Annotated in this window: 29 protein-coding genes; 20 read left to right on the plus strand and 9 right to left on the minus strand. The window is 34.6% G+C overall.

Annotated features, from left to right (window positions below):
- Position 1: 1 nt before the first annotated feature.
- Positions 2 to 2,134 carry a glycogen debranching protein GlgX gene (gene glgX, locus HS5_RS12170; RefSeq protein WP_236751638.1) on the minus strand — a complete coding sequence of 711 codons (2,133 nt, stop codon included), beginning with the start codon at positions 2,132 to 2,134 and terminating at the stop codon, positions 2 to 4.
- 768 nt (positions 2,135 to 2,902) lie between these two features.
- Here glgX and treZ point away from each other — a divergent pair.
- Positions 2,903 to 4,573: a malto-oligosyltrehalose trehalohydrolase gene (treZ, locus tag HS5_RS12175; protein WP_346729545.1), complete on the plus strand. Its 1,671-nt coding sequence runs from the start codon at positions 2,903 to 2,905 to the stop codon at positions 4,571 to 4,573.
- Here treZ and HS5_RS12180 read toward each other — a convergent pair.
- Entirely contained in the window at positions 4,558 to 5,202 is a 645-nt protein-coding gene (locus tag HS5_RS12180) for a hypothetical protein (RefSeq protein WP_236751639.1), read from the minus strand. The genes treZ and HS5_RS12180 overlap by 16 nt on opposite strands.
- 30 nt (positions 5,203 to 5,232) lie before the next feature.
- On the opposite strand from HS5_RS12180, the gene HS5_RS12185 reads away from it, so the two are divergent.
- Positions 5,233 to 5,751 (plus strand): LOG family protein, encoded by a 519-nt coding sequence (locus HS5_RS12185; protein ID WP_236751640.1) that lies wholly within the window; start codon positions 5,233 to 5,235, stop codon positions 5,749 to 5,751.
- Here HS5_RS12185 and HS5_RS12190 read toward each other — a convergent pair.
- Positions 5,748 to 6,548 carry a M56 family metallopeptidase gene (locus tag HS5_RS12190; protein ID WP_236751641.1) on the minus strand — a complete coding sequence of 267 codons (801 nt, stop codon included), beginning with the start codon at positions 6,546 to 6,548 and terminating at the stop codon, positions 5,748 to 5,750. The genes HS5_RS12185 and HS5_RS12190 overlap by 4 nt on opposite strands.
- Before the next feature lie 154 nt (positions 6,549 to 6,702).
- Between HS5_RS12190 and HS5_RS12195 the strand changes: the two genes are divergently transcribed.
- Complete coding sequence (locus HS5_RS12195; RefSeq protein WP_236751642.1) at positions 6,703 to 6,846, plus strand: hypothetical protein; 144 nt, start codon at positions 6,703 to 6,705, stop codon at positions 6,844 to 6,846.
- Positions 6,847 to 6,889: 43 nt separating this feature from the next.
- Positions 6,890 to 7,216: a hypothetical protein gene (locus tag HS5_RS12200; protein WP_236751643.1), complete on the plus strand. Its 327-nt coding sequence runs from the start codon at positions 6,890 to 6,892 to the stop codon at positions 7,214 to 7,216.
- Here HS5_RS12200 and HS5_RS12205 read toward each other — a convergent pair.
- Both HS5_RS12205 and HS5_RS12210 read right to left on the minus strand, forming a co-directional pair.
- Positions 7,211 to 8,074 carry a hypothetical protein gene (locus tag HS5_RS12205; protein WP_236751644.1) on the minus strand — a complete coding sequence of 288 codons (864 nt, stop codon included), beginning with the start codon at positions 8,072 to 8,074 and terminating at the stop codon, positions 7,211 to 7,213. The two genes, HS5_RS12200 and HS5_RS12205, sit on opposite strands and share 6 nt — an antisense overlap.
- A gap of 44 nt (positions 8,075 to 8,118) precedes the next feature.
- Positions 8,119 to 9,000 (minus strand): energy-coupling factor transporter transmembrane component T, encoded by an 882-nt coding sequence (locus HS5_RS12210; protein WP_236751645.1) that lies wholly within the window; start codon positions 8,998 to 9,000, stop codon positions 8,119 to 8,121.
- Between the two features lie 94 nt (positions 9,001 to 9,094).
- Here HS5_RS12210 and HS5_RS12215 point away from each other — a divergent pair, with 94 nt between their 5' ends.
- The 3 genes from HS5_RS12215 to HS5_RS12225 are packed head-to-tail and all read left to right on the plus strand — an operon-like array spanning position 9,095 to position 12,285.
- A complete protein-coding gene (locus HS5_RS12215) occupies positions 9,095 to 10,768 on the plus strand; it encodes an MFS transporter (protein ID WP_236751646.1) in 1,674 nt (557 codons plus the stop codon).
- A complete protein-coding gene (locus HS5_RS12220; protein ID WP_236751647.1) occupies positions 10,692 to 11,120 on the plus strand; it encodes a MarR family transcriptional regulator in 429 nt (142 codons plus the stop codon). The genes HS5_RS12215 and HS5_RS12220 overlap by 77 nt, the downstream gene beginning before the upstream one ends.
- On the plus strand, positions 11,107 to 12,285 hold the full coding sequence (locus HS5_RS12225) for an MFS transporter (RefSeq protein ID WP_236751648.1): 1,179 nt from the start codon (positions 11,107 to 11,109) through the stop codon (positions 12,283 to 12,285). The genes HS5_RS12220 and HS5_RS12225 overlap by 14 nt, the downstream gene beginning before the upstream one ends.
- Here the strand turns inward: HS5_RS12225 and HS5_RS12230 are convergent.
- Positions 12,251 to 13,213 carry an Ldh family oxidoreductase gene (locus tag HS5_RS12230; RefSeq protein WP_236751649.1) on the minus strand — a complete coding sequence of 321 codons (963 nt, stop codon included), beginning with the start codon at positions 13,211 to 13,213 and terminating at the stop codon, positions 12,251 to 12,253. The two genes, HS5_RS12225 and HS5_RS12230, sit on opposite strands and share 35 nt — an antisense overlap.
- Before the next feature lie 125 nt (positions 13,214 to 13,338).
- Here HS5_RS12230 and HS5_RS12235 point away from each other — a divergent pair, with 125 nt between their 5' ends.
- From HS5_RS12235 to HS5_RS12265, 7 genes are all read left to right on the plus strand, one after another.
- Positions 13,339 to 13,500, plus strand: coding sequence for a hypothetical protein (locus HS5_RS12235; protein WP_236751650.1), 162 nt, complete (start codon positions 13,339 to 13,341; stop codon positions 13,498 to 13,500).
- Positions 13,501 to 13,602: 102 nt separating this feature from the next.
- Complete coding sequence (locus HS5_RS12240; protein WP_236751651.1) at positions 13,603 to 15,168, plus strand: APC family permease; 1,566 nt, start codon at positions 13,603 to 13,605, stop codon at positions 15,166 to 15,168.
- 117 nt (positions 15,169 to 15,285) lie between these two features.
- On the plus strand, positions 15,286 to 15,600 hold the full coding sequence (gene zfx1, locus HS5_RS12245) for a zinc-containing ferredoxin Zfx1 (protein ID WP_236751652.1): 315 nt from the start codon (positions 15,286 to 15,288) through the stop codon (positions 15,598 to 15,600).
- 103 nt (positions 15,601 to 15,703) lie between these two features.
- A complete protein-coding gene (locus HS5_RS12250; RefSeq protein WP_236751653.1) occupies positions 15,704 to 16,135 on the plus strand; it encodes a rubrerythrin family protein in 432 nt (143 codons plus the stop codon).
- Positions 16,135 to 17,307, plus strand: coding sequence for a heterodisulfide reductase-related iron-sulfur binding cluster (locus HS5_RS12255; RefSeq protein WP_236751654.1), 1,173 nt, complete (start codon positions 16,135 to 16,137; stop codon positions 17,305 to 17,307). The genes HS5_RS12250 and HS5_RS12255 overlap by 1 nt, the downstream gene beginning before the upstream one ends.
- On the plus strand, positions 17,300 to 17,863 hold the full coding sequence (locus tag HS5_RS12260) for a DUF3501 family protein (protein WP_236751655.1): 564 nt from the start codon (positions 17,300 to 17,302) through the stop codon (positions 17,861 to 17,863). Before HS5_RS12255 ends, HS5_RS12260 begins: the two co-directional genes overlap by 8 nt.
- 27 nt (positions 17,864 to 17,890) lie before the next feature.
- Positions 17,891 to 18,589 carry a DUF929 domain-containing protein gene (locus tag HS5_RS12265; protein ID WP_236751656.1) on the plus strand — a complete coding sequence of 233 codons (699 nt, stop codon included), beginning with the start codon at positions 17,891 to 17,893 and terminating at the stop codon, positions 18,587 to 18,589.
- On the opposite strand, the gene HS5_RS12270 is transcribed toward HS5_RS12265, so the two are convergent.
- Positions 18,586 to 19,269 (minus strand): peroxiredoxin, encoded by a 684-nt coding sequence (locus tag HS5_RS12270; protein ID WP_236751657.1) that lies wholly within the window; start codon positions 19,267 to 19,269, stop codon positions 18,586 to 18,588. The two genes, HS5_RS12265 and HS5_RS12270, sit on opposite strands and share 4 nt — an antisense overlap.
- 331 nt (positions 19,270 to 19,600) lie before the next feature.
- On the opposite strand from HS5_RS12270, the gene HS5_RS12275 reads away from it, so the two are divergent.
- The 6 genes from HS5_RS12275 to HS5_RS12300 all read left to right on the plus strand — a co-directional run bounded on the left by HS5_RS12275 (position 19,601) and on the right by HS5_RS12300 (position 24,886).
- Entirely contained in the window at positions 19,601 to 19,858 is a 258-nt protein-coding gene (locus HS5_RS12275) for a hypothetical protein (RefSeq protein WP_236751658.1), read from the plus strand.
- A 71-nt stretch (positions 19,859 to 19,929) separates the two neighbouring features.
- A complete protein-coding gene (locus HS5_RS12280; RefSeq protein WP_236753575.1) occupies positions 19,930 to 21,114 on the plus strand; it encodes a glycosyltransferase in 1,185 nt (394 codons plus the stop codon).
- Entirely contained in the window at positions 21,107 to 21,709 is a 603-nt protein-coding gene (gene cas4 / locus HS5_RS12285) for a CRISPR-associated protein Cas4 (protein WP_256445592.1), read from the plus strand. Before HS5_RS12280 ends, cas4 begins: the two co-directional genes overlap by 8 nt.
- 52 nt (positions 21,710 to 21,761) lie before the next feature.
- On the plus strand, positions 21,762 to 22,973 hold the full coding sequence (gene thiD / locus HS5_RS12290; RefSeq protein WP_236753577.1) for a bifunctional hydroxymethylpyrimidine kinase/phosphomethylpyrimidine kinase: 1,212 nt from the start codon (positions 21,762 to 21,764) through the stop codon (positions 22,971 to 22,973).
- Positions 22,942 to 23,841 carry a PfkB family carbohydrate kinase gene (locus HS5_RS12295; protein ID WP_236751660.1) on the plus strand — a complete coding sequence of 300 codons (900 nt, stop codon included), beginning with the start codon at positions 22,942 to 22,944 and terminating at the stop codon, positions 23,839 to 23,841. Before thiD ends, HS5_RS12295 begins: the two co-directional genes overlap by 32 nt.
- An 82-nt stretch (positions 23,842 to 23,923) precedes the next feature.
- Entirely contained in the window at positions 23,924 to 24,886 is a 963-nt protein-coding gene (locus HS5_RS12300; RefSeq protein ID WP_236751661.1) for a histone deacetylase family protein, read from the plus strand.
- On the opposite strand, the gene HS5_RS12305 is transcribed toward HS5_RS12300, so the two are convergent.
- Together HS5_RS12305 and HS5_RS12310 are read right to left on the minus strand one after the other, a co-directional pair.
- Complete coding sequence (locus tag HS5_RS12305) at positions 24,883 to 25,704, minus strand: transposase (protein WP_236751662.1); 822 nt, start codon at positions 25,702 to 25,704, stop codon at positions 24,883 to 24,885. The two genes, HS5_RS12300 and HS5_RS12305, sit on opposite strands and share 4 nt — an antisense overlap.
- Before the next feature lie 63 nt (positions 25,705 to 25,767).
- On the minus strand, positions 25,768 to 26,034 hold the full coding sequence (locus tag HS5_RS12310) for a hypothetical protein (protein WP_236751663.1): 267 nt from the start codon (positions 26,032 to 26,034) through the stop codon (positions 25,768 to 25,770).
- Positions 26,035 to 26,039: the final 5 nt, after the last annotated feature.

Consider the following 26,039-nt stretch of genomic DNA (forward strand, 5'->3'; position numbering starts at 1 on the left):
TTCACACTCTCTTGTAAATTACTGTAGTTCTTCCTTCAATTTGAATTTCTTGTTCTGCCTTAACTACCTTTTCTTCTTCTTTTGGTTCTCTTAAGCAACTCCAAGCTACTAATTCCCACTTTTCTCCCAATTTAGGAATCTTGAATTTTATACTGCTTGGGCTTCCGTTAAGTATCACAAGGAAAGCGTCGTCTGCAACTCTCTCTCCTCTTTCATTTATTTCATCCATTGCATCTCCAGATAATACAAAAGCTATCCATTGTGTAGGCGAATTCCAGGTTTTATCGTCTATTTCAGTTCCTGCAGGTGAAATCCAAGTTAAATCCTTGTAAGGTGAGCCAAAGAGCTTTCTACCTTGGAAGAATTTTTTCCTCCTGAATATTGGGTGAGCTTTTCTGAAGTATATCATAGATTTTACGAAATCTCTAAATGCTTTTTTCCTCTCGTCTAAACTCCAGTCATACCAAGATATTTCATTATCCTGACAGAAGGCATTGTTATTTCCTTTCTGCGTTCTGCTTAGTTCGTCTCCTCCCAACAACATGGGCACTCCTTGGCTTATGAATAAAGTTATCATGAAGTTCCTCTTCTGCTTTTCTCTGCAAGCTATTACATTGGGATCTTGGGTTTCTCCTTCAAATCCGCAGTTCCAACTGTAGTTTTCGTCCATTCCGTCCTTATTGTGAAAACCGTTAGCTTCATTGTGCTTTTGATTATAACTAACTAAGTCCTGCAAAGTAAAGCCGTCGTGGGAGGTTACGTAGTTTATACTCGCAAATGGAGTTCTTCCAGAACCTTGATATAAGTCTGGGGAACCCATTAATCTATTTGCCAACTCGGAGTAAAGTATCGGCTCTCCTCTCCAGAACCTTCTTATAGTATCCCTATATTTTCCGTTCCATTCAGCCCATTGGTAAGGAAAGTTTCCTACTTGGTACCCTCCTTCTCCTACGTCCCAAGGTTCTGCAATTAGTTTTACTCTCGAAAGTACGGGATCTTGCTGTATTGCTACGAAGAAAGTTGATAACATATTTACGCTGTAGAGTTCTCTAGCTAAGGCAGAAGCTAAGTCGAATCTGAAGCCGTCAACGTGCATTTCTAAAACCCAATAACGTAAGCTATCCATTACCATTTGGAGAACTCTGGGATGCCTCAAGTTTAACGTGTTCCCTGTTCCTGTGAAGTCCATGTAGTATCTGGGATTTTGTGGATTTAACATATAATACGAGGTGTTGTCTATTCCTCTGAAGCTCAAAGTAGGTCCTAAGTGATTTCCTTCTCCAGTGTGGTTATATACTACGTCTATAATTACCTCTATTCCTGATGCATGAAGTTCCTTAACCATTTTCTTAAATTCCGTAACTTGTTTTCCTAAGCAGTCGTTAGCATAACCGCAGTCTGGAGCAAAGTAAGCTATAGGATTGTAACCCCAGTAATTTGTTAATCCTTTGTCTATGAGAAATCTGTCCCTAACAAACTGCTGTACTGGCATTAATTCTACTGATGTTATTCCTAAATCCTTGAAGTAGGATATTGCAGATTTTGAAGCTAAACCGAGATATTTTCCCCTTATTCTTTCATCTATGTCTTCTCTTTTTATAGAGAAACCTTTAACGTGAGTCTCGTAAATTACTGTTTGAGACCAAGGTGTTCTAAGACCTAAAGGCTTATCTTCCTCCCAATCAAATTCGTCGCTTACAACTACCGATTTAGGAATAAATGGAGTAGAATCTCTTTCATCAAAGGACATATCTTGGTCTGGGTCACCTATTTTGTAACCAAAGAGCGAGTCATCCCATTTTATGAATCCTGCAACTGCCTTTGCGTACGGGTCTATTACAGTCTTGTTTTTGTTGAATCTTAATCCTTGTTCAGGCCTATACGGTCCGTCTACCTTATATGCGTAAAGTTGTCCGGGCATTATCCCTGGGACTAAAACGTGCCAAAGGTCTCCTGTCCTTTCTTTCACTTCAATTACTTCTTTAGGTTCTTTATCGTCAGGGTGAGAGAAAAGTAATAGTTGTATCGAAGTAGCGTTTTCAGAGAATAATACAAAATTCACACCGTCCCTAGTTAAGGTCACTCCTATTGGATAGGGATATCCTGGTCTTGTAGGTATTTGCACGAAAGCCATAGTAGTATATAATATAGACAGAAATTAAACTTGGCTTAGTGTTTGGACTATTGATTCCAGAGTATAACAGTCAATATAGAATTTTTTAATTCCTTTCTTGAACTTTCCATCAAGGATTATATTATAGTTCTTTGCTAAAGAAGTAGAAGAGCAGTCTACAAGCAAAAGTCCTTTCTTATGTATTTTTCCTTTTAATGATAAAAATTTGATATTGGAGAGGGTATATAAATCTTAAACCCATTAGCGTATCTGCCTATTATACTTTTTACGTTATTTATGTTAAGGTTGTAGTCCTTAATTCTATCATCTAATGCGTCAATTAGTATAGTAAGTGATGAATTCTGTGGAATGAGTAATTTGTTAAGCAACACGGGAATTAGGAAATAGAGTACTACGTATTCTTTTTTTGTTATACCTTTTCCTTTATCTGAATATACAATTGTAAGAGATGAGTTAAATTCCTTCTTATTTTTTATGTACTTTTCTAGTAAGGAGATGTTCTCTTCAAACTTATCGTTACAATGAAAATTTATGGGAAAATCTTCCAGTTCTGATGGAGAAGATGTGAGAAGTGTTGAGATAATAATAGAATCTCCCTTATAAGCCTCATCTACGTAGAGGTAGTATGAATTCGCCCATGAAAGAAAGAGAAATAAAAGAAAAATTTTCCCAATCGGGTTCTCATGGGATCACACATTATTTTTAGTAGTTCCTGTTAACTTTCTTTCTTCTTTAAACTTATAATAAGCTTTTCTCTAAGGAAATCATATGGACATTGGATCAAATTTTGATGGAAAATCAACATTGTTTAGGCTTTGGACTCCATACCACAAGGAGGTTTCTTTAGTTCTCTATAAGCAGGGAGAAAGGAAAGTAATAAAGATGGAATTAGAAGATGAAGAAAGAGGATACTTTTCACTTGAGGTCGATGAAGCAAAGCCGGGTGATAGGTACTCTTATTTAATAAGAGGGAAAGAGTATCCAGACCCGGCTTCAAGGTTTCAACCAGAAGGCGTTCACGGTAAGTCTGAAATTGTAGGAGAATTTTCTTGGGAAGATGAGGGTTGGAAAGGAATAGATTTTCCGATAATTTATGAACTTCACGTAGGGGCTTTCGGTGGAGATTTTGAAGGCGTAAAAAATAAGTTGGATTATCTGAAGGACCTGGGAGTTACAGCAATAGAGTTAATGCCAGTTCATCAATTTGCAGGTAAAAGAAATTGGGGCTACGACGGTGTATTGCTTTATGCTGTACAAAATAGTTATGGAGGACCTCAGAGGCTTAAGGAATTAGTAAATGAAGCGCATAAGAAAGGCTTAGGAGTTATTTTGGACGTCGTTTATAATCACGTAGGGCCGGAAGGTAACTATCTTTCAGTCTTTGGTCCTTATTTTTCCACTAGGTATAAAACTCCTTGGGGGCCTATTTTTAATTTCGACGAAGCCTACAGTGATGAAGTGAGGCACTACGTAGTACAGAACGCAGTTTATTGGATAAAAGAATATCATATCGATGGCCTTAGATTAGACGCAGTTCATAGCATATTTGATAATTCCCCTAAGCATATCTTAGAAGAAATAAGGGATGCCGTGAAAGAAGCTAACGGATTGGCAATAGCTGAAAGCGATTTGAACGATCCTAAGATTATTTTGCCTAAGGAAAAATGCGGTTACTGTATTGATGCTCAGTGGTCTGATGATTTTCATCACTCTCTTCACGCATTACTTACTGGGGAAAAGGATTCTTACTATGCAGACTTCGGGAGGATAGATCAGTTAGCAAAGGCTATGAAGGACGTTTTTGTTTATGACGGAATTTATTCCAATTTTAGAAAGAAGACTCACGGTAAGCCCGTTGGGAATTTAACTGGGAATAAATTTGTAATTTATTCTCAGAATCATGATCAAGTTGGTAACAGGAAAGATGGGAAAAGGCTAATTTCCTTGGTAGGAGAAAAAACATTAATTGCTCCCTTCCTTTACATTTTGTCTCCTTACATTCCTATGATATTTATGGGTGAGGAATACGGTGAAAATAATCCTTTCCTCTTTTTTACGGATTTTTCAGATCCCGAAATAATAAAGGGCTTAAGGGAAGGCAGAAAGAAGGAATTAGGAGAATATTACTACGATCCTCAGGATTACTCTACATTTGAAAAATCAAAGCTTAGTTGGAATATGAATACGAAAATTTTATCATTATACAAAGAACTGATAAAACTTAGAAAGGAACTTTTTAGTGACTTTTCAAGAAATATTGATGTTAAAATTAAGGATAACTGTATAATAGTTAGAAGAAAGGAAAAATACTTAATTATTGCATGTTTTGGAGATTCGGTTCTTAATATAAAAGCTAAGGCATTAATTACAACTGGGAATATGCCTTTATTGCTTCCGAATAATGTTAGCTATGGTGCAGGAATTTATGAGGAAATATAGTGAATTTTCTTCATTATCAGGTAGAGATCTTCGTCTGTAACGTAGTCCTCGCTAATATACCAGAATTTCCATTGATCTGGAGTAAATAATTGTATATAAACTTTATTTCTGTCATTTTTTATAATACTAACTACATGTATTCCCTCATCGTCGTTTAAATTAAAAAGTATTTTTCTTCCGCCGTAATGCCTAAACAATGCGAAGTTTATTTCCTCTTTAAGTTCATCGGTTAAATTCAAGACTTTACCTTTCATTATATGAATTTTTGTCTTACCTCCTATAGTTTCGCATAGGGATACTAATTCGCAATTATTTATGATCTCATTTAATTTTTCTTCGGCATCCTTTTCTATGCTTTGAGTTATTTTCGCCAATTCGTCTAAGGTTTTAGGTAAATTGTACTCTAAGTAGGAAGTAAAAGAACCACATGAGAAATATAACCTTATTTTTCTCCTAAATTCTCCCCTAATTTTTATCCTTCCTGTAGTTCCGTTGAAACTAAAAGGAGAATTTGTATTGATAGAGTAAACGAAACAGTTTAATCTCGAATATTTTTGTAATAATTTAAATAGTATCTGTTGAATGTAAAATTGTAAGGATGTACTCATAATTATTAATTTGTCAATCAAATTTATTAACCAGACCTAATACGCCAAGTTATGCAAGTAGCAATAGCAGTTCATAGCTCTCTCACTAAAGAGTTAGAGAATAAAATAAGGAGATTTTTCGAAAATCTCAAGTGCAGTCCTACTATTCTTGTAGGAGGGTATTGGGGCGGAATGAAAACTGTAGTTGATGAGGCATTAAAGAGGAAGCTTAAGGTTATCGCAATATTGCCTGTAGAAAGAGAAGACGTAGAATTGCCTTCTGAAGTTATAAGGATAAATAGTGGTTGCGAATATAGATGTAGATCTGTAATTCTAGTTAGATCTGCAGATCTTGTGGTCTCTTTAGGTGGTGAAGTGGGAACTACTATAGAGATTTTCATGGCTTATGCAATGGGTAAGAAGACTCTAGTTTTAACGGATACGGGATTTTCTACCGATAGGATAAAAAACACTTTCCAGGAGTACTTTGATAATAGGAAAGTTATGAAGGTTGATTACTATTCCTCTCCGGAGGAATTAGCCGAGGAAGTTTGTAAGCCAGCAATTCAAGTTAGGACAAACTTTGGTTAATATTCATAATTGCTTAAATACCTAAGTCTTTCGCTAAGCGATGGATGAGTCCTGAATAAACCTCCGTTGCCGTAATTACTTGAGATTATATCATACTTCATCAATAGCACTTGTAATTCTGGAAAATTCTTTAGTACATAAGATGGTAATTTATCGCTTAGATATGCAATTTTTATTAATGCGGTCTCAAGCGGTACTGCGAAATTTTTATCTCGCTTTACTGCAGTTATATCTGCCCTTTTCTCTACTTTCCTATGTATTGCAAAAAATAACGGAAATAGACCGAGGAAATACAATGCAACTATTAACTCAATGTAACAAGGGAAGAAGTAAATTAAAATGGAATAAACTGAGTTAATTCCCATTATTGATAATATTAACATTTCCGGATCATGATTTTTTAAGTGGGAGATCTCGTGAGCTATTACTGCCTCTAATTCTTGATCATTAAGTAAATCCAATAAAGGTGAAGTTACTGCCATTCCTCTAAAAAATATATTACCGAAAGCTAGGGCATTAGGAAAATCCACGTATGAAATATAAACATGAGGAGTTTTTATTCCAAATTCTTTGGAGACCTTCTCAACTGTCTTAGCTACTTCTTCTCCGCTTTTTCTCATCTTCAGTAAAAATACCATTATTAAGGGAGAAATTAAGTACCAAAGCCCAAATATTATAACTATTTGAAAAATATAAAGGAAGGGTATGTTTATTATTATTGATGAGACTATGACGTCTATGATTGCAATTGACGCGAAGGATATAACGTAGTATCTTAACCAATATCTAGTTACCATGGGATATTCTTCTAATGAAAGGTAATATTTTTGCCTTAAATTTCTACCAGGTTTCTATGCTAGCTCAACTAGTATCTAAAAAGTTTTATTAATGTTTATATATTAGTAGGTAACTTTAAATTTAGTATACTATATATTATATATGGTGATGTGAATGAAAGCAGTAACAAAGAAAATTGAAATTGCATATGATGAACTTCCTGAGGAGTATTTGAAGAACGAATTCCCAGAGATTTATGAAAGTTATAAAAGGAGAAAAGAAATTGCAGCAGATCTTTTACTTTATGTAAGGAACTGATTATTTTTGGTAAAGTGCCTAATTTTTAAACTAAAATCTGATTATGCAAAGTGAAAAACTTGCTGAAATAGTTTGCAATCTGTTTCCGCTTACTGAAGACGAAGTAGAAAGAATTTATATTGATAAAAGCAAATTTATTGTTTCTATTTACGATTTTTCTAATTCCAGGGCTAGAAACTATGAAGGTGAAGTAAAGAGGAATAAAGTTATTTTCTGGAAAGATAAGCTAAAATTACAGATATCGCTAAAAAATATAAGGATAATTAGAAAACCTATTAACATTGCAAAAATAGGGAAATTTGAAGTCTGGGAATATAAGAGGGATGAAAAATTACCAAATTTTCCTTTACAAATACCTCATACATTATAATTTTTTCCTTATTTCGTTACGAACTTCTTCCTTAAATTTCCTTATTTCTTCAACATTTCTTGAGTTTAAAACAAACTGCGCATTTCCTTCAAAGCTCACTGTAATTCCGGTTCTTCCCACTGTTCTGACTCCAGAATCTATTTGCAAAACTTCCTTATCCTTATAGTTTTGAATATTACCTAAATTTACATTTTCTCTCTTATCAGATACTATAACATGAATATCTATTCCCGGATTAGGATGATATAGTATCTCTATTACTTTCGAATCAACATTCAAGACAAAAGAGTCTACTAATTTTCCTCCCATTTCTATTGTGGCTTCTATCACTTTAGTCAGAACCCATTGAGAATATATTTCCTCAGAATAAGAATTAAGAAGCCTTACCCTCTCCTGTGGTGTTGGCCTAAGCATTGCATCAATTTCTGCCTCAATAGTATTAATAATGGGCAACCTTAGCCTGAACTTTTGGACGTCATTCCTTATATCTTCCTCCAGAGATGTTATTCTCCTAAATGTGAATAAAGGAGTTCTTTCAATACCGAATAATCTGGGTCTCAGCTGTACTAAAGGTGAAGGAGTCAATGTCTTGCTTATCATTAAATCGAAAGATAAGTCCCTTCCTAAGATGTTAGGTTTTGTGAATCTGAATAGTCTTGGTCTCGGGTTATAATTTACATAATATCCATTTGTTATTTCATTTTCTGGAACTTCCCATAATACAATGGATCTATTTCCTAAAGGAATTGAACCGACTTTTCTTGACCCGCTAATTTGAGACACATGGGCTACTTCAAATCCTTTCATAAAGTAAATAAACCAACTATCTTCTCCGTAAATTTCTTCTACTGTTATCATTATAGGTCTTTAGAGTATTATATTCTAAAGTTTAAACGATTAATTCATGAGAAAGAAATATAGAAAAATATAACAGAAATAAAAAGTAACAGATAATCTAAATAATGAAAGCCTATTTTTGCTAATGAAGTCCTGCTTTTTCTACTCATGTAACCTCTTGTCTCTAAAGCTATTGCAAGATTTCTAGATCCCTTGACAATATAAACAAAGACGGGTAAGATTACTGCAATTAATCCATAAAGTTGGTAAATTAATCTTAAAGGAAGCGGTTTTCCGTAATCTAAGCCTCTTAAGATTTCCATCTTATAAGATGTCTCCATATTCTTTAATGCATTTGGAATTACTTTAACGAAGACTGAGAATATTAAGGTAACTGCCAAAGGTATTTTAAGCTCGGAGAATGCTCTAATTAATTCAGACGTATTAGTTGTCGCAATAAAAATGAAGCCGAGTAGAGTAATATATAATGTTGGACTGTATAAAGAGAATAAGATTCCGTGAATTATGGAATAGTAAGTTACTACTCTGGAATAACCGAATATCTTTGAAATTTCATAAGGCCAAGTATAAATTATATTACCCATCCCATAATACATATTGATCTCTACCCACGATGTTATAAGTAAATAAGCTGTTATGTAATAGGTTAAACACTTTATTTTATCCCTAAGTATAAGTAAAATCCCTAAAAGAAGTAAGAAAGGGAAAATTAAGAGAACTAAGAAGTTATTCAAGAATGCATAAAATCCTCTCGAGAGGAATAAAAAGAGGCCTACTTCAAAGATTATTTTACTTAATGGATTGACTGTAATTCTTCTCTTTTCATACTTAACAATCTCTGCAAGTCCGCCATAACCTAATTTTATCATTAAAAATATTGTGACAAAATAAACTAGCGGTAATAAAAGATACTGTATATAAATCATTAACTCACTTTAGCTTATCCAGTTAAAATATCTTATGAAAAATTCATGATTAGTTTTATTAGTTAGACGTCCAAAAGTTTGTATCCGAACTAAAATGGACAGGAAAATATTAGCTTTAACAAATACTAGCATAGGAATATTTATGGCGTTTGCAAATTATAATATGATAATAATTGCATTACCTGCAATATTTAAAGGACTTAACTTTAATCCCACAAGTCCAGACTCTTTAGGCTACTTGATTTGGGTAATTTTAGGTTATATGGTTATAACATCATCGCTAGTTGTAACTTTCGGCAGAATTTCAGACTTAAAAGGTAGAGCACGATTTTACAGTATAGGATTCCTTATTTTTGCAATAGCTTCTGCTCTTTTGGCTTCAATAACTGCAACTGGGAACTTAGGAGTTCTAGAAATGATCTTCTTTAGGCTATTGCAAGGCGTAGGCGGAGGATTATTAATGGTAAATAGTACAGCAGTTTTAACTGATTACTTTGATAGGAGAGAATTAGGTAAAGCATTAGGGCTTAATCAAGTTGCTGGATTAGTAGGAGGTGTAGCAGGACTAATTATAGGAGGAGTCTTATCTATTTACAATTGGAGATATATTTTCGTATTTAGCGCATTAGTAGGAATAGTAGGTACAATCTGGTCTTTTCTCACATTAAAGGATATCCAAAAACCAATTAAGAGGTCTATTGATGTAATAGGCAATACTTTATTCGCATTAGGAGTAACAATTCTTCTCATTTCAGTAACTTACGGTTTATTGCCTTACAATAATCAACCTCTAGGTTGGAGTGACCCATGGGTTATGATAGGAATCGTAATATCGTTATCTATGATAGGAAGTTTCATTTATGTGGAGAAGAAAGTAAAAGATCCAATGTTCGATCTGTCCCTCTTTAAGAATAAGGATTTCTCGACATCAAATACTGCTAACATGGTAGCTTCTCTAGCTAGACAAGGTATTCTATTAATGCTTTTAGTTCTCCTTCAAGGTATATGGTTACCTTTACACGGAGTACCTTATTGTCAAACTCCTTTCTGGGCCGGAATATACTTAATTCCTAACGTTTTAGGTTTTGCAACATTAGGTCCTATTAGTGGGATTCTCTCAGATAGATACGGAGGAAAAATACTCACTAGTCTAGGATTGATAATAAGCGCCTTAGGATTTATATTTCTAGCGTTATTACCTTATAATTTCAACATATATGAGTTCTTTTTAATAACATTTATACAAGGAGCTGGAATGGGATTGTTTACTGCACCTAATACTGCAGACATGATGGCTTCAGTATCTATAGAAAAAAGAGGTATGGCATCAGGAATGAGGGCAGCATTGCAGAATACTGCATCGGCCTTTAGCGTAGTACTTTACTTCAGTATCTTAATTTCAGCGATGACAGGAAGTCTTAACTCATCAATTTTCTCAGCGTTAGCTCAATACGGCATAAGTTTTCATCAAACTATTCCTGCATCTGTCGTAATATTCTCGGCATTATTAGGATATGATCCTTTAGGAGCATTTGCGTCAACTTTACCTCATTCAATTGCAGTAAAGATAGATAATCCTCACTTCTTCGTTACAACTATAGCTCCTTCATTTATGAGTTCACTTAGGTTAACACTTTATATCTCCGCGGTTTTACTTTTCATGTCAGCAATAATTTCCGCATTAAGAGAGAGTGGTAGAGTTGGAAGATTGGGAAATAATACTCAAAGGGAACAGGAAACTGAGAGAACTGCTACAAAAAGAAGCTGAAAAACGTGGATTATCTTATACTGAGGTGTCTACTCTTTATTTTTTAAAAGGCGGAGAAAAGAACGTTAGCGGTTTAGCTGAATTTGTTGGAGTTAACAAGTCTACAATGGTTGAAATACTTGATAAACTAGAAAACGAGGGAATGATAACTAGAAGCAGAAACGATAAAGATAGGAGGGTAGTACTAGTTAAAATAACTCAAAAAGGTTTAGAAGAGCTTGAAGACGTCAGACAAGGATATAAGAATCTAATAAAGGAAATACTGGCAAAGTCTGAAGGAGATGTCATAAAATTCTTTCAAATAATTATAGAAGAAGTTTCCGCAAAGGAGAACGTAAATGTTCAAAAATGAATTTTTGTATATGGCAGTAACAATTTTTACGTTAACCTTTGCGATCAGAGCTTCAAATAATATGTTAATAACAACTGTACCATTAATATCAGCTTACGTCTTTCATTTCTCCTCGGTTTTAATAGGAATCGTATCATCAATGCTTTCAATATCGACTTTTATTTCGAGCTTTTTCATAAACTCAAGATTAGACAGTTCAAAGAGAAGAAGTTTGTTCTTAATATCCTCAGCAATTTATGCATTAACTTTCCCGTTATTCTTCATTGCCAATGAGATCTTGATTTTACCATTATCGTTTTTAGCAGGATTCTCTTTAGGATTTTTATTTCCTAATATTATTACGTTATCTAGCTCATTTAATGATAGAAGGAAAAGTGAGCAAATGCTCGCTTTATACACTACAGCTTTAAGCCTTTCCTTAATAATAAGTCCTGGATTAGAGTCTTTGATACTCCAGAGATTTACTCTAAGGCAAGCTTTCTTATTCTTTTCATTATTGGCTTTCTTAGTTTTAGCAATTTCATTAACTATTAAATTCCCAGAATCTCATAGAAAAAGGAAAGTTAATTCGAAAGCTAAGGAGATTATATTTTCTCCTAAGTTTCTTTCTCCATTCTTTAATAATTTGATGTACGACATACCTTTTGCCTTTATAGAAGTTTTTGGTGGAATTTACGCTATAGATTATTTCCACGCTAGTTATTCCATGGCTACACTTTTATTCACTCTTTATTTTTTAACTTCATTTATAGGTAGGGCACTATTTACATTGGCTGCTCCGAGTAATATATTTAGGATAATAATTTTGAATGTAGTTCTGAGCATAACTGGATTATTCTTAGCTTTTATCTCATTCAGTATATCCTTATATATAATCTCCTTACTTATTTTAGGTATACCTCACGGCCTAACTTATCCTTCATCACTAATAATTATTGAGAGGAACTTTGCTGACGATGAAAGAAGTGCAGCAAACAGTTACTTTACTGGAATACTTATAGGATTAGGAGGAGTAGTCCCCATGATAATGGGAGGAGTTGTGAGTTTAATAGGAATAAGAAAATCCTTCTTACTCCTTACTATGGTAGTGTTAGCGTTCTTCATCATGTTTTTCATAAAACAGAGAGAAATCAAAAATAAGGAACCTTCTTCGTCATATCCTTAAGTGTATTCAATAACTTTTCATCAATTTCTACTTCTTCGTTATTATTCCTTAGTAAATTCTCTCCTCTATCTCCCGGCAAGGAGCCTAAAATTTTTCTCATTAACTCTATGCCGTGGTTTTCCTCTTCTGTAAATTTAGGATTAATAACTATGAGAACTTCTCCCTTGTTTGGAGGATTTTCTGTATTTAACACTCCCTTAACTTCAGGACCCACTGCACTTCCAGTTAAGAAAGACGTTAGGAGTTCCAAACTTAACATTAAATAAAATCCTTTTTCTCCACCTAAAGGTAGAATACCTCCTTTTAAGGCTTCGGTAGGGTCAGTGGTTATTTCTCCCCTCTCATTAACCGCAACGCCATAAGGGATTCTTTCTCCACGTCTCTGCGCTTCAATTATTTTTCCTCTTGCAGTTGAAGATAATGCCATATCTAACACAACCGGAGGATTTGAAGGAATTGATATGCTTAAAGGAGTAGTTGAGAGCAGTTTTTCAGCTTTTCTTGGGAAAACTACTGCAGGTTCTGCGTTACCGAACATTATTGCTGAATATCCTTTTTGCGCAAGTCTTCTAGTATAGTACCCAAGGAAGCCTATATGCGAAGAATTCCTCACTGCTATGATACTTACTGGTTCTTTAAATTCAAGCTCATTAACTATTTTATTCCACAATACTATTCCTATACTCCTTTTTGCGTCTATTAGCAGTGATGATGTTGTAGACTTCAATATTTTATAATTTAACCTTTTTTCTATAGTTCCTAGTTCAACGCCCTTAACTAATGGAATAACCCTCTGCACGCCATGTGAAGAGTGGCCCCTTAATTCTGCCTCTGTGAAATGGTCAGCTATTACGTTAGAATATTCTACTCCTCTTTCTTCCATGATTTTCCTTATTATTTCCTTTAAATCGTTTACAAGAATTTTCATTTGTTTAAAATTTTGTATTTTCTTTTATAAGCTTGGATCCCACTAAGATTCTTTTGCTAAAAATTTAAAAATATTTCTCTTATTTAGAAAGATAATTTTATTAGGTAACTTTCGTAAGTTTTGATATGAAAATATATTTTACTGTAAAAGAGACACCTTATTGTCCAACAAATTACGGTATTTTTGAATGTAAAATAAAAGAAGACGGAGATGGGAGGAAAAAAGAGGTGTGCAGTTTAGTAGCTTGTTGTAGAGTGGAACTAAGTTCGCCAATAAATATATCTTAATTAAAAATTAGAACTTTTTCAACTTAACCTTGTTTTGGTCTAAATTCTTTAATAGTTAATTTTAAATATTTTAGGCTAACCCTAATTTTTAGGGTTTCCCAAATGAGTGTAAACATCCCAAGGCTTAAAAAAGGTGTAGTTGGGACTTTAGAAGCTGTAGCTCAGGAAATAGCCGCAATGGCTCCTGCTTGCGACACAGTAGCTTTTATAACATCAGCAGCAGCCTTTGCTTTCGTTTTAACTCCTCTATCCTTTCTCTTAGCAATGGTCACAATGTTTATTGAGGTTAATACTCTCTATCATCTTTCTAAGTGGCACGCAAGTGCGGCAGGTTATTATGGCTACGTAGCTACTGCATTCGGTCCATATCCGGCAATAATAACTGGGCTGATGTACCCAGTTTATCAGATAGCTAGTACAGCAGCAATTCCAGTTTACGTTGCGGGTATAGTATTGCCGGGCGTATTACATTATTTCTGGGGCATAGTTCTGCCTGGATGGGTATGGATAGCCTTCATATTATTCTTCATTCTCTTTCCTATATTCTTAGCAATGATAGGAATAAGACCTCAAATGAAATACATTAGGTATGCAGCATTAACTGAAGTAGCATTTCTGGCAATAACTTCATTAATAATAATATTGAAAGCTCCAGACAATACTATAAACGTATTTAATCCATTCGCATGGAGTTCAATTGCAGCATATACATCTTGTTGGGGTAAAATAGGAGGTCCTATAGCAGGCTTAGGATTGGGAATGATATTCGGATTAACTAGCTTCATAGGCTATGGGGGCTCTGCACCATTAGGAGAGGAAGTGAAAAGTAGCAAGGCAATCACGAAAGCATTAACGTTGGGTGTATTCATTGTAGGAATAGTATTGACTGAAGTATCTTACGCTTTAACAGTAGGTTGGGGATTAGATAATATGACCTCATTTGCTACATGCGGAATTCCTGGAATAGTTGTTTACGCTAGATATCTTACATTAGCCGGCGGACTATTGCTAGCCTTATTTGCATTTAATTCAGCATTCTCAGATAGCGTAGCAATGCAATCTAATGCAGGAAGAGTTTACTTTGCTATGGGGAGGGACGGATTATTACCTAAGTTCTTCTCCTATGTACATCCAAAGTGGGTTACTCCAAGTAAATCTTTGCTCTTTATAGGAATAGCATCCAGCCTATTAGCTTTAGCATCAGGATTTGCAATAGGTTACTTTGCAGGCTATTCTCCAGCACAGCTAGTATTCTGTCCTGCAACATCTAAGGCAGTATTCTGTGCTCTTAGTGCTACATTCGATTACTTAACAACTATAGCTCTTGTAGGGTTTATCGTAGCACACTTCATAAATAATACTGCAGTAATGGTGCTATTTACAAGGTTAAAGGAGAAACACTACGGAATAAATGTTATCTTACATCCATTCCTGCACTACATATTGCCAGCAATAGCAACTGTAATCTTTGCTTTCGTACTTTATGAATCAATATGGCCTCCAGTATTCCCGGTAACTCAAGCAGTAGCAACTGGTGGAGCAGTACTGATATTCTCTATAATCTACACGTCTTGGATAAGAGTGAAGAAGCCTGAAGCATATAAGGCGGCAGGAAAGACTGTAAACTTAGTTGAGGAAGAAAAAAGAGAACAGCCTGCTAGAGTATAACCTTTTTTGGTTTAAAGTCTCTATTTTTTAATAGTTTTTCTCTTTAACAGACATATCACGAAAATTTTCGGGATAACATTCTTTTTGTACTCTGCTAATTTATTTCTCGGTGAAATAATGGGAATAGACCCGAACTACCGTACTTCAAGGCAAGTTACAGGTGAACATGAAGGACATAAAGTATATGGTCCCGTAGAGCCTCCAAAAGTGTTAGGAATTCACGGCACAATAGTAGGCGTAGATTTCGACTTATGTATCGCCGACGGCTCTTGCATAACTGCTTGTCCCGTCAATGTGTTTCAATGGTATGATACACCCGGTCACCCGGCATCCGAGAAGAAGGCAGATCCAATAAATGAACAAGCTTGTATATTCTGCATGGCTTGCGTAAACGTATGTCCAGTAGCAGCGATAGATGTTAAACCACCGTAAAAATTTTTTTATTGCGTTTAGATTAAAATTACTCTTAATTTGGAGAAAAACTTATTTAAGAAAAGTTTTTTAACATCAAAAGCTAGGATATTTTAGTGATAAAATGGAGTTAAAGGGAAGTAAAACTGCCGAAAATTTAAAGACCGGTTTTATAGGCGAATCTATGGCAAATAGGCGTTATCTCTATTTCGCTAAAAGGGCTGATGAAGAAGGGTATCCTGATATAGCAGCAGTTTTTAGGAGTATCGCAGAAGGAGAAACCGCACATGCATTTGGACATCTAGATTTCATAAGGCAAGGAGGATTAACAGATCCAGCAACTGATAAGCCAATAAAAACATTGGAAGACATGATTCAATCTGCAATAGCAGGAGAAACTTACGAATTTACTCAAATGTATCCTGGTTTTGCAAAGCAGGCTAGAGAAGAAGGGTTCGAAGAAGTTGCGGAATGGTTCGAAACTCTAGCGAGAGCAGAGAAAAGCCATGCAGAAAGATACAAACAGCTATTGTCACTGCTTCAAGGTAAGCAGTAATGTATTCTTTAAATCCTGAAGACAATTCATTTTTTGATTCTTCTAAACTTAAGGCAGAATTTGTAAGACAAGCTTCTGTGTGTCACGGTTGTAGGCTATGTTTCAATTACTGCTTCGTTTTCCCTAAGATGTTTTCAATTACTGACAAGAAAGGCCCTAAAGAGCTAACTTTAGAAGATTTATTCTCGATAGTTCCCGATTGCTTTCACTGCAAGATGTGCTTCAATAATTGTCCTTATACTCCTCCTCACGAATTCAACATGGATTTTGCCCATTTAATGGACTGGGCTTGGCTTTATTATAAGCAGACTTCTTCTAGGTTGTCTTTAAGAGATTATTTATTTGAGGCAGTAAATGTTCCCTTTAAGAAATTAGTGAGTAGAATTTATCCTTACACCAGAGAAATTATGGGAATAAGCAAAGAGGCTCCGATGCCTCAAATGACAGAAGGCTTTAAACCTAAGGTTGAGAAAGTTGAAAGTCCAATAGCTAGAGTAGTTCTTTTTCATACTTGTCTTGTTGATGATTTTTACCCCGAATTAGGCCAGGACATCATAGATGTTTACAACAAGCTAGGAATTGAAGTAAAAACTGCGAACTTTCTTTGTTGCGGTGCACCTATGTTGGATGTAGGAGATGCTAAGATGCTGAAGAAGGTTGCTGAGTATAATTATTCACTCCTTGATGATTTTATTAAACAAGGGTACGATGTTGTTTCTCCAATACCCACTTGTTCACTTATGATTGAGGAATATAAATACATTATAAACAGAGGAATTAAGGTCTATGATGCCATGGAGTATCTTTTGAAGCTTAATAGGGAAGGTAAGATCAAATTCCCCTCAAAGATTGCCAAAACTATACTTTATCACACTCCTTGTCATCTTAAATATTTGAAAATTGGTCTCCCAGGAGTAGTTATTATGAGATCTTTAGGAGCCAAGGTTGAAATAGCTGATAAGGGTTGCTCAGGAATTGATGGAGGTTGGGGGCTGAGAAATTACGATAAGGCTAAGGTTATAGGTAAAAAGATGATGGAAGCCTTTTCTCAAAGTAAGGCAGAAGTTTTTGCTACTGAATGTCCTCTTGCAGGATTACAGATCTACAAGGCTTCTGGTAAAAAACCTCTTCATCCCATTCAAGTTTTAAAGGAGGCGTTGGTCAATGGTTAACATTACGATTAAAGATGTATTACCTTGGAGAGAATACGAGAAAATTAGGATGAATGAAATAAGGAGAATAACAGAAATTAAGAAGGAGAGGAGGATAGAACTGGGCGATAGATTATCAATACTCTTTGAGAATAAGGATACAGTTCTGCATCAAATTCAGGAAATGATTTACCTTGATAGACTAGAAAATGAAAAGGATATAGAAGAAGTAATAAGGATTTACTCTGATTTATTGCCTGCTAATGGAAAAATAAAGGCTACTCTTTATATTTATGCATATTCTATGGATGATTTGATTAATGTGTATAAAACTCTAAATAAAGTATATAATTCTGTCTTTCTAAAGATCAGCTCTAAGCTTATCCAGGGAGAACCAGAGGCCGGAAGAGAACAAGGTGATTCCTTTAGTACTTTACAATATTTAACATTTGACCTTCAAGGAGAAAAGTCTGATAATATGGAGATACACGTTATTCATGAGAACTATAAAGTAACTGCAAAAATTCCTGAGAAATTAGCTAATGAATTGATTAAGGAAGCATATGATGATCAATAATTAATTTCCTTTATACAATACCAGTATATGAAATGGAAAAACGTAATAATTATTGTAGCAGTAGCTGTATTTATTCTTTTATTTACTTTACCTTATATTCTATACCCGGTAGAAGTACCTTTAGACACATTCTTCAAAGTAAGTGATGAAGACCTAGCAAAGCCAGGATATATATGCATTATACTAATAAGTTGGTACGGCTGTCCTTTTGGTGCTGCGGATAGTTGGGTTTTGTACTCTTTCCTCTCTCATTACGGTAAGATAGTGTATAATTTCTCTTATTCAGATCCTCATGACGTTTATCCAAGTACACCCGCAATAATATTTAAGGAATTCTATCCTAATTCTACGATAATATTTCATTTCATATATCTTTATAATAGATACCTTAATGCTACAGCTTGCTGTAAAATTGTAAGCGATTACGTAAGCTTTGGGCTATCTAAAATTTCCTCCTGTTTTCCTAAGTACTGCCCAATAGTTAAAGAATACGTTGTTGATAGATGGGCTCAAGGAGGCTACTTCCAATCAGCGGCCTATATGGGTAATCCTCCTCATATACCTACAACAATAATAATCTCAAGCCAGAAAGGAACCTACATGTTAATAGGTTACATTTACAATCCTTCTTGTATTTCAGGCAAATCTCCCAGCTATCTTATGAATAATTTAAATTCTCTTTCGTTCATAAATAATAGTGTGCAAAAAATTGAAAACTTAATTTAAATGTATTTTTCAGCTTCTTCTACGTCCTTCTTATCTGCCTCTCTATAAGTTAGCCACCAATCATATCCTTTGAATTGTTGTAATCTAAGCTTACTGTCCTTTACTGTCCTTGGCGGAGGGTTAAGCAAGTTCTCTCCTATTATTTCATTCTTAGGCCAGTTTGCTGGAACTACCGCTCCTGTTCTATCAACTATTTGCAATGCCTTGATCGATCTAAGTATTTCGTTAATGTTCCTTCCTATTTCAAGAGGATAATACATGATAAGCCTTACAGTTCCTTTATCGTCAACAATGAATACAGCTCTTACGGTCGATGTTGAGGATTCTGCATGTAACATTCCTAACCTTTTTGCGACGTTACCCATAGGATCTGCAATTATTGGGAATGGTATTTCGACTTTGAGGTTTTTCTCTATCCAAGTGACCCATTCTATATGGCTTATGTTACTGTCTACTGAAAGTCCTATAAGCTCGGTATTTAGTTTCTTGAATTCTTCATATTTCTTTGCAAAGGATACAAATTCGGTAGTACATACTGGAGTAAAGTCTCCTGGATGGCTAAAAATGATAAACCATTTTCCTTTGTATGCTTCTGGTAATTTTATCTTACCTTGTGTAGTATCTACTTCCATTTCTGGAAATTTTTCTCCAATTAATGGTATTCTGTATGTTTCTGACATATTCTCAGTATAATATAGAATTCATACTATTTAAAACTTTCTCTTAAATTAGTTAAACTTCTACTTTATACTTACTTTAAATTAATAGTTTGTATATTTTTAGCGTTAACTTATAAATGAGAGATGAGTACTTAAAATATGGGTTATAAAAGTAGGCTTTATCACCTAAGAAGTAGGTCTTTATTCAATAGGTATTACTTTATAATTTCAAGAAGATATATTATGAAATGGGCAAGAAGGCATAGGTAAAAATACCTTCCTCAAAATTCATTTGATAAGCTAGTAATACTGGATTGATGCCTAAAAATTATTTTGAGGGAATATTAGTATCATGGCTAAAGACATACTGGGTGTATTAGGAGATTACGAACCAAGAGGAAAAACAGTTCAAGGAGTAGGGAAATTCATATTATGGGGGCTTGATGACCCTTTTCACATAACTACGGTCTCTGGTTCAATTATTTATGGTGTTGGTAAAATTATGGAAAGCAGGAGTCCTTATGGATTAAGAAGAGCTAAAATGGATTTAGCTGAAATAAAAAGGCAGATGAGAGAGCTTATTCTTGATATAAGCTCCGTAAGAGTTTGAAGTTTTTTATTTAAAATCGTTTCTCCTTTCGTTGTCTTAACAAAAAATATATTCATGTTTAAACACTTATTATTGTGCTTTATGCAATAGTAATATTAAGTACGCTAGTATCTGCTTGGAGTGTCTACAATTCCTTTTTAGCCATAGCTGGAATCAGGTGGAATCCTAAAGAATATAAAAATCCCTCTGGTGCATCGTTCTCATTAATTATCCCTGCAAAAAATGAGGAGAAAGTTCTTGGAAGACTTCTTGATAGATTAGAAAATCAAGAATATGATAGATCAAAATATGAAATTCTCGTAATGGAAGATGGATCTACTGACAAGACATTAGATGTTTGTAATTCCTATAAATTAATGTATGATAATATTTCTTGTATTCATTTAGATAAGGCAAGTGTAGTTAATGGTAAAAGTAGGGCATTAAACTATGCATTGAGGATAGCTAAAGGAGAAATAATAGGAATCTTTGACGCTGACACTGTGCCAAGGCTTGATACTTTAGCTTATGCCTCAGCAAAGTTTGAAGATCCCATAGTCGCAGGAGTTCAAGGTAGGCTAGTGCCCATAAATGTTAGAGAAAGCGCTATAGCAAGATTTGCTTCACTTGAAGAATTGTTTTATGAATACTCAATAAGCGGTAGGGCAAGGTTAGGCTTCTTTGTTCCTTTAGAAGGAACTTGTTCCTTTTTAAGGAAATCAGTTCTTGAAAGCTTAGGTGGTTGGAACGAAAATTCATTAACTGAAGATCTTGATCTTAGTCTAAAAATAATATCCACTGGTTATAAAATAATATATTCTCCGTCCATTTTAGCTTGGAGGGAAGTGCCGATAAGCCTAAGAATGCTAATAAAACAGAGGCTTAGGTGGTATAGAGGACATTTTGAAGTGACTCTAAAAGTTGACAAAGTAAAATTCGATTGGAGAATAGTCGATGCAGTCTTAATAGTTGCAACTCCAATATTCATGGTTTTAAACCTTGTTAACTATTCCTTAGTGCTATTATATCCTTCAGAGATTTATATAGTAGTTGTTAGTTTAGTTTCATTCGCCTCTTTGCTGTCTTTACTACTAGGAATTATGATATCTAGAAAGCATATGATAGAGGAATTTTACCCAATATTATCACTCATTTACATGAACTTAGTAGTTATTCTTAATTTAATAGCAATCTCTCTAGAGCTTTTAAGAATGCCCAAAAAATGGGTTAAGACTGAAAGGTCAGGAAATATAACGGTGAGGCTACACGATAGTTGAATTCCTAGCTAAAAAGAGAGTAGAAGATTACTTATCTCATCAGAGAGAGAAGGATACATTTTACGTTACCGACCTAGTGAGATGCCCGCTTAAGATAGTTTATGAAGAGAAATTTAAGGAATTAGCGGTAGCTGAAGTTTATAATCCTTCAACGCTAATGGGAGAATTAGTTCACATGGGTCTTGAGACTTTTACTGAAATTGAAGGCTATAAGGTAAGTTCTGAAGTTGAAGGTGAGAAGGAAATAAATTTAGGAGATAAAACCGTAAAGATAAAGGGAAGGGCTGACATAATTTTACAGAACGAAAATGAAAAAATTATAGTTGAAATTAAAAGTGCTAGAGGAGATAAAGGATTACCTCATAAGCATCATTTAATGCAGCTGCAAGCTTACTTGTGGTTATTTGACACAAAGAAGGGAATACTGTTTTATGTAACTCCAGAAAGATTTACGGAATTTACAGTAGATAAACCTCTAGATGAGGCGACAATAGTAAAGTTACTACAAGAGAACATTTCATTAAGTCCTTCACCTCGTTTCCCTTGGGAATGCGAATATTGTTCATTTGCAATAGTATGTCCTAATAAGAAGTAGAAAAGATTAAGAATTATAGCACTTTTTTTAATTCGTGATAAGACCCGTAGTAATGACAATTGCGGGAAGTGATTCTGGAGGAGGCGCAGGATTACAAGCCGATTTAAAAACTTTCACTTCTCTAGGAGTCTTCGGTACAGTTATAGTTACAGGGTTAACAGCACAGAATACTTTTGAAGTAACTAAAGTAATGGAAGTTCCTCCTGATTTCATTGAAGCACAGTTTGACGCAGTAATGAAAGATTTGAATCCAAGATATGCTAAAACAGGAATGCTTGCATCAACAAAGGTTATAGACGCAGTAAGGAAGAAAGTGAAAGAATACAAAATCAACTTAATTCTTGATCCAGTAATGGTTGCAAAATCTGGAGCCTCTTTAGTGACTGAGGACGTAGTCTCTTCAATAAAATCTTTAATGAAGGAGTCATTGATAATTACTCCTAACAAATTTGAGGCAGAAAAACTTTTAGGTAAAAAAATTGAAAATGAAGAAGATTTGAAGAAATCTACCAAGGAATTATACGAGAAATATTCTATTAACGCTGTAATAAAAGGCGGTTCTCAATTTGGTTTAGATTATGCAATAATAGATGGAGAAGAGTTTGAACTTAGAGGAGAAAAAATCGAGACTAACAACACTCACGGTAGTGGGGATGTATTTTCTGCATCTATAACTGCATATTTAGCTAAAGGACTATCTTTAAAAGAAGCAGTTAAGAAGGCAAAGGAATTTACTACTTTTGCAATAAAATACTCCTTAAATTTAGGTAAAGGTCACGGACCTGTGGACCCCTTTGCTTATTCTGAAGATATTATGGAGAAGGAGATCGCACGGGAAGAATTAGAAGATTTACTCTATTTCGTTGAAAAACAGAAAGGACTTAATGATTTACTAGCTGAAAACGATAAGTCAAACGTTGGCTATTTAACAACTTATGGAGACTTCGCAACTCTTGCAGGAGGAATAATAAGATACTTAGATTGGATAAAAATTGATGGACCTATTTTAGTTAACTGGAAGGAGAACGATGTATATGAAGCACTGAAGAGGAGTGAAAAGAAAGTCGGTATTATGATTTCTCCTAGTGATAGAATTCTTTCACTAGCAGAAGAAAATAAGATAAAATTATCTGAAAGCGGAATAGACTCCGATGCGGTAACAGTAAACGGTAAAATAATCCTAGTCGCAGATAACGTAGAAGAGTTAAAAAGAAAAATTGAGGGTCTCTTAAATGATTTACGTAGTAGGCAGTTACAATACTGATTACATAATAAGGGTTGAAGAATTTCCAGCAGTTGGAGAAACAATCTTTGCAAGGGAAATAATAGTATCTCACGGAGGTAAAGGTTCTAATCAAGCAGTTTCTGCAGCAAGGTTAGGTTCAAAAGTTAGGCTAATAGCTGCAGTAGGTAATGATGATAGAGGTAAGGAAGCATTAAAATTCTGGAAAGATGAGGGAGTTGATACTTCTAAAGTCAAGATAAAAAATACTTACACTGGCTCAGCTTACATTCTGGTTAACAAAAGGGGAGAGACAATGATAGTTGTTAACAAAGGAGCAAACTATGAGCTAAGCGAGAACGATATTGAATTAGATGATGGAATACTTTTAACTCAAATGGAAGTTAGGGAAAAAGTAGTTATGAAGGCTTTACAGAGTTTTGATGGAATAAGGATACTCAACCCCGCTCCCGTAAATATTTCCGATTACTCAATATTAAACTATGTTGATATTTTAACTCCTAATGAAATAGAATTTAAGGAGTTAACGAGCGCTGATGATATTGAGTACGGCCTAAACATTTTACTCAAGAAAGTGAGAATTGCAGTAATAGTTACTCTAGGAGAAAGAGGAGCATTAATTGCAACTAAAGATAAGAGAGTCCTAATTTCTGCACCAAAAGTTAAGCCTATAGATACTACTGGAGCAGGTGACGTATTTAATGCTGCTTTAGCTCACTATCTCGAAAAAGGAGAGGATTTGGAGTCCGCAGTTGAATTCGCAAATATTATTGCTTCCTATTCAGTAACTAAAATAGGTGCAATAGGTCCTAAATGGGAGGAGGTGAAGGAATTTGTCGAAAAAGAAAAGAGAAAGGAAAAAAGTAGTAGAGAAAAAAGAGGAAATTGAAGGTTATTGCTCACTACCTGAAGACATTAGCCAAAGGGACGATATGTGATACGCTTTTTAGCCGTTAATAACTACTTACAATGTGTATATAGTTTATTCTGATAAATATAAGGAGCATTATTCGTCAACTCATCACATTGAAAATCCAGATAGGTTAACCAGAGCTTTAAAGTCTTTAAAAGGAGAGAAGATTGTAGAGCCTATCAAGGTAGATGATCCGCAGATTGTTCATTCGGAAGAATATGTTAACAAGATAAGAAATATAAAAGGAGAAGAGTGGATCGATGCTGATACATATGCTAACGAAAAGACTTATGAAACTGCTTTATATGCTTTAGGCGGTGCGTTAAAAGCTTTTGAGCTTCAAGGTTTTGCTTTGGTAAGACCTCCTGGACATCATGCAGGTAAAAATGGTAGAGCGCTCAATGCTCCAACTTTAGGTTTTTGTATTTTTAATAATATTGCATATATAATTAAGAAAAAGATGCTAAGACATGTCGCAATAATTGATTTTGACGTTCATTACGGTAATGGAACTCAGGAAATATTTTATGATGATCCTGAAGTTCTACATATAGATATTCATCAAGATCCTAAAACAATATTCCCCGGAACTGGATTTCCTGAAATGATAGGTAAAGGAGAGGCTGAAGGTACTAAGGTTAATCTCATTATTCCTCCAAGAGGTTCGGATGACCTATACGATGAGCTATTACCGATAATTCAAGCTATAATTGAAGATTTTAAACCTGCATATATTATATTCTCAGCAGGATTTGACGGATTTAAGGGCGATGGATTGGCTTCACTCAATTTAACAGAATATACTTTTTACAATTTAGGCTCCTTAGGCAAGCGTTCTTCAGCAGTACTAGAAGGAGGTTATGGAATAGGACTAGAAAGAGGACTTCCTGCATTTATAAAAGGGTTAAAAGGAGAGGAAGCTGAGTATCCTAAGGAGAAGTCTTCAGATGCAGTAAAATCTAAGTTTTTTGACTTGCTAGAAAAAGAGAAGGGAATCTTGAGAGACTACTGGAAAATCTAACAAGTATAATAGCACTTTAGTGCTAGATTATAGGCGGCATTAAAATCCCTATCAGCTTTATATCCGCAAGATGGGCAGACGAATATTGAACCTAACACTTCGCCTTTTTTATATCCACATTTTGAGCATATCTTTGATGTTCCTTTAGGATCAAGTCTCCTAACTTTCATGCCACGTCTGAATAATTCTTCCTCTAAAATTTCTTGTATAGCTCTTAATCCCTTACCTACTTTAGCTTCATAAAGTCTGAGGTCTTCTATTGCTATTACTTTAGGTTTTAATTCCTCTAAAAATCTTACAGTCTCATTTACTGGTCGTCTAACTCTTTCCTTTATATCGTTTAAATAAACTAAACCTTGCGAGTCCCCCAAGTACTTGGAAAATATATCTAACATTTTTTTGTCTCCAACATATTTTACCTTATATAATTTGCCGTGATTTAGTATTGCTACAATAGTAAAGAGGTGCCTAATTCCTATATCTATGCCTACTATTGGGCTTTCTTCCTCATAAGCTAGAAGTACTTTTATTCCTTGTGAAAAGTCTACTATAGCGTAAATTGGCGTGCCTTCTTTAGTTGGTTTAACTATTGCTCCTATATCCTTAATTTTTACTACGTTCCCTACGTTTATTAAGTTAAGAGGCCCAACCCTTTTACCGCTGAATGGTAATGCTCGCAAAGACTGTGGTGGTGGAGGATCTATTCCTCCAGTCTTTTTTAATATTGATTTATAATTTTCATAATATAATATATCACTATATATTTCTTTTAATCTGCCAAAATCTATAATTTGAGCCTCAACTAACTCTTCCGGCATAAATAAAAATATATAAAAACTTACTTATGAAATAACTTATACTATGACATGTAAAAAATTGTCCTATTTTAATAATTGAAGAACTTCCTGAGTTACTCCTTGAGGATATCCTTCTAATGATTTTGCAATATCTAAGGGATTATCTAAACTCGAAAACTGAGATATTTGAACTTCCTTCTCGTTCTCTATTTTATAGACTATTATCTCCTTTACAGAGTTTATTGGTATATATCTAAATGCAATCTCGTAGCCGTTAATAGGTTTCTCATTTATTTTAAATCCATTCTCATCTAAATACCTTCTTTCCAAATTCTCTAATTCAAGTGCCATATGTA

The sequence above is a fragment of the Acidianus sp. HS-5 genome (assembly GCF_021655615.1).
Classification (GTDB): Archaea; Thermoproteota; Thermoprotei_A; order Sulfolobales; family Sulfolobaceae; genus Acidianus.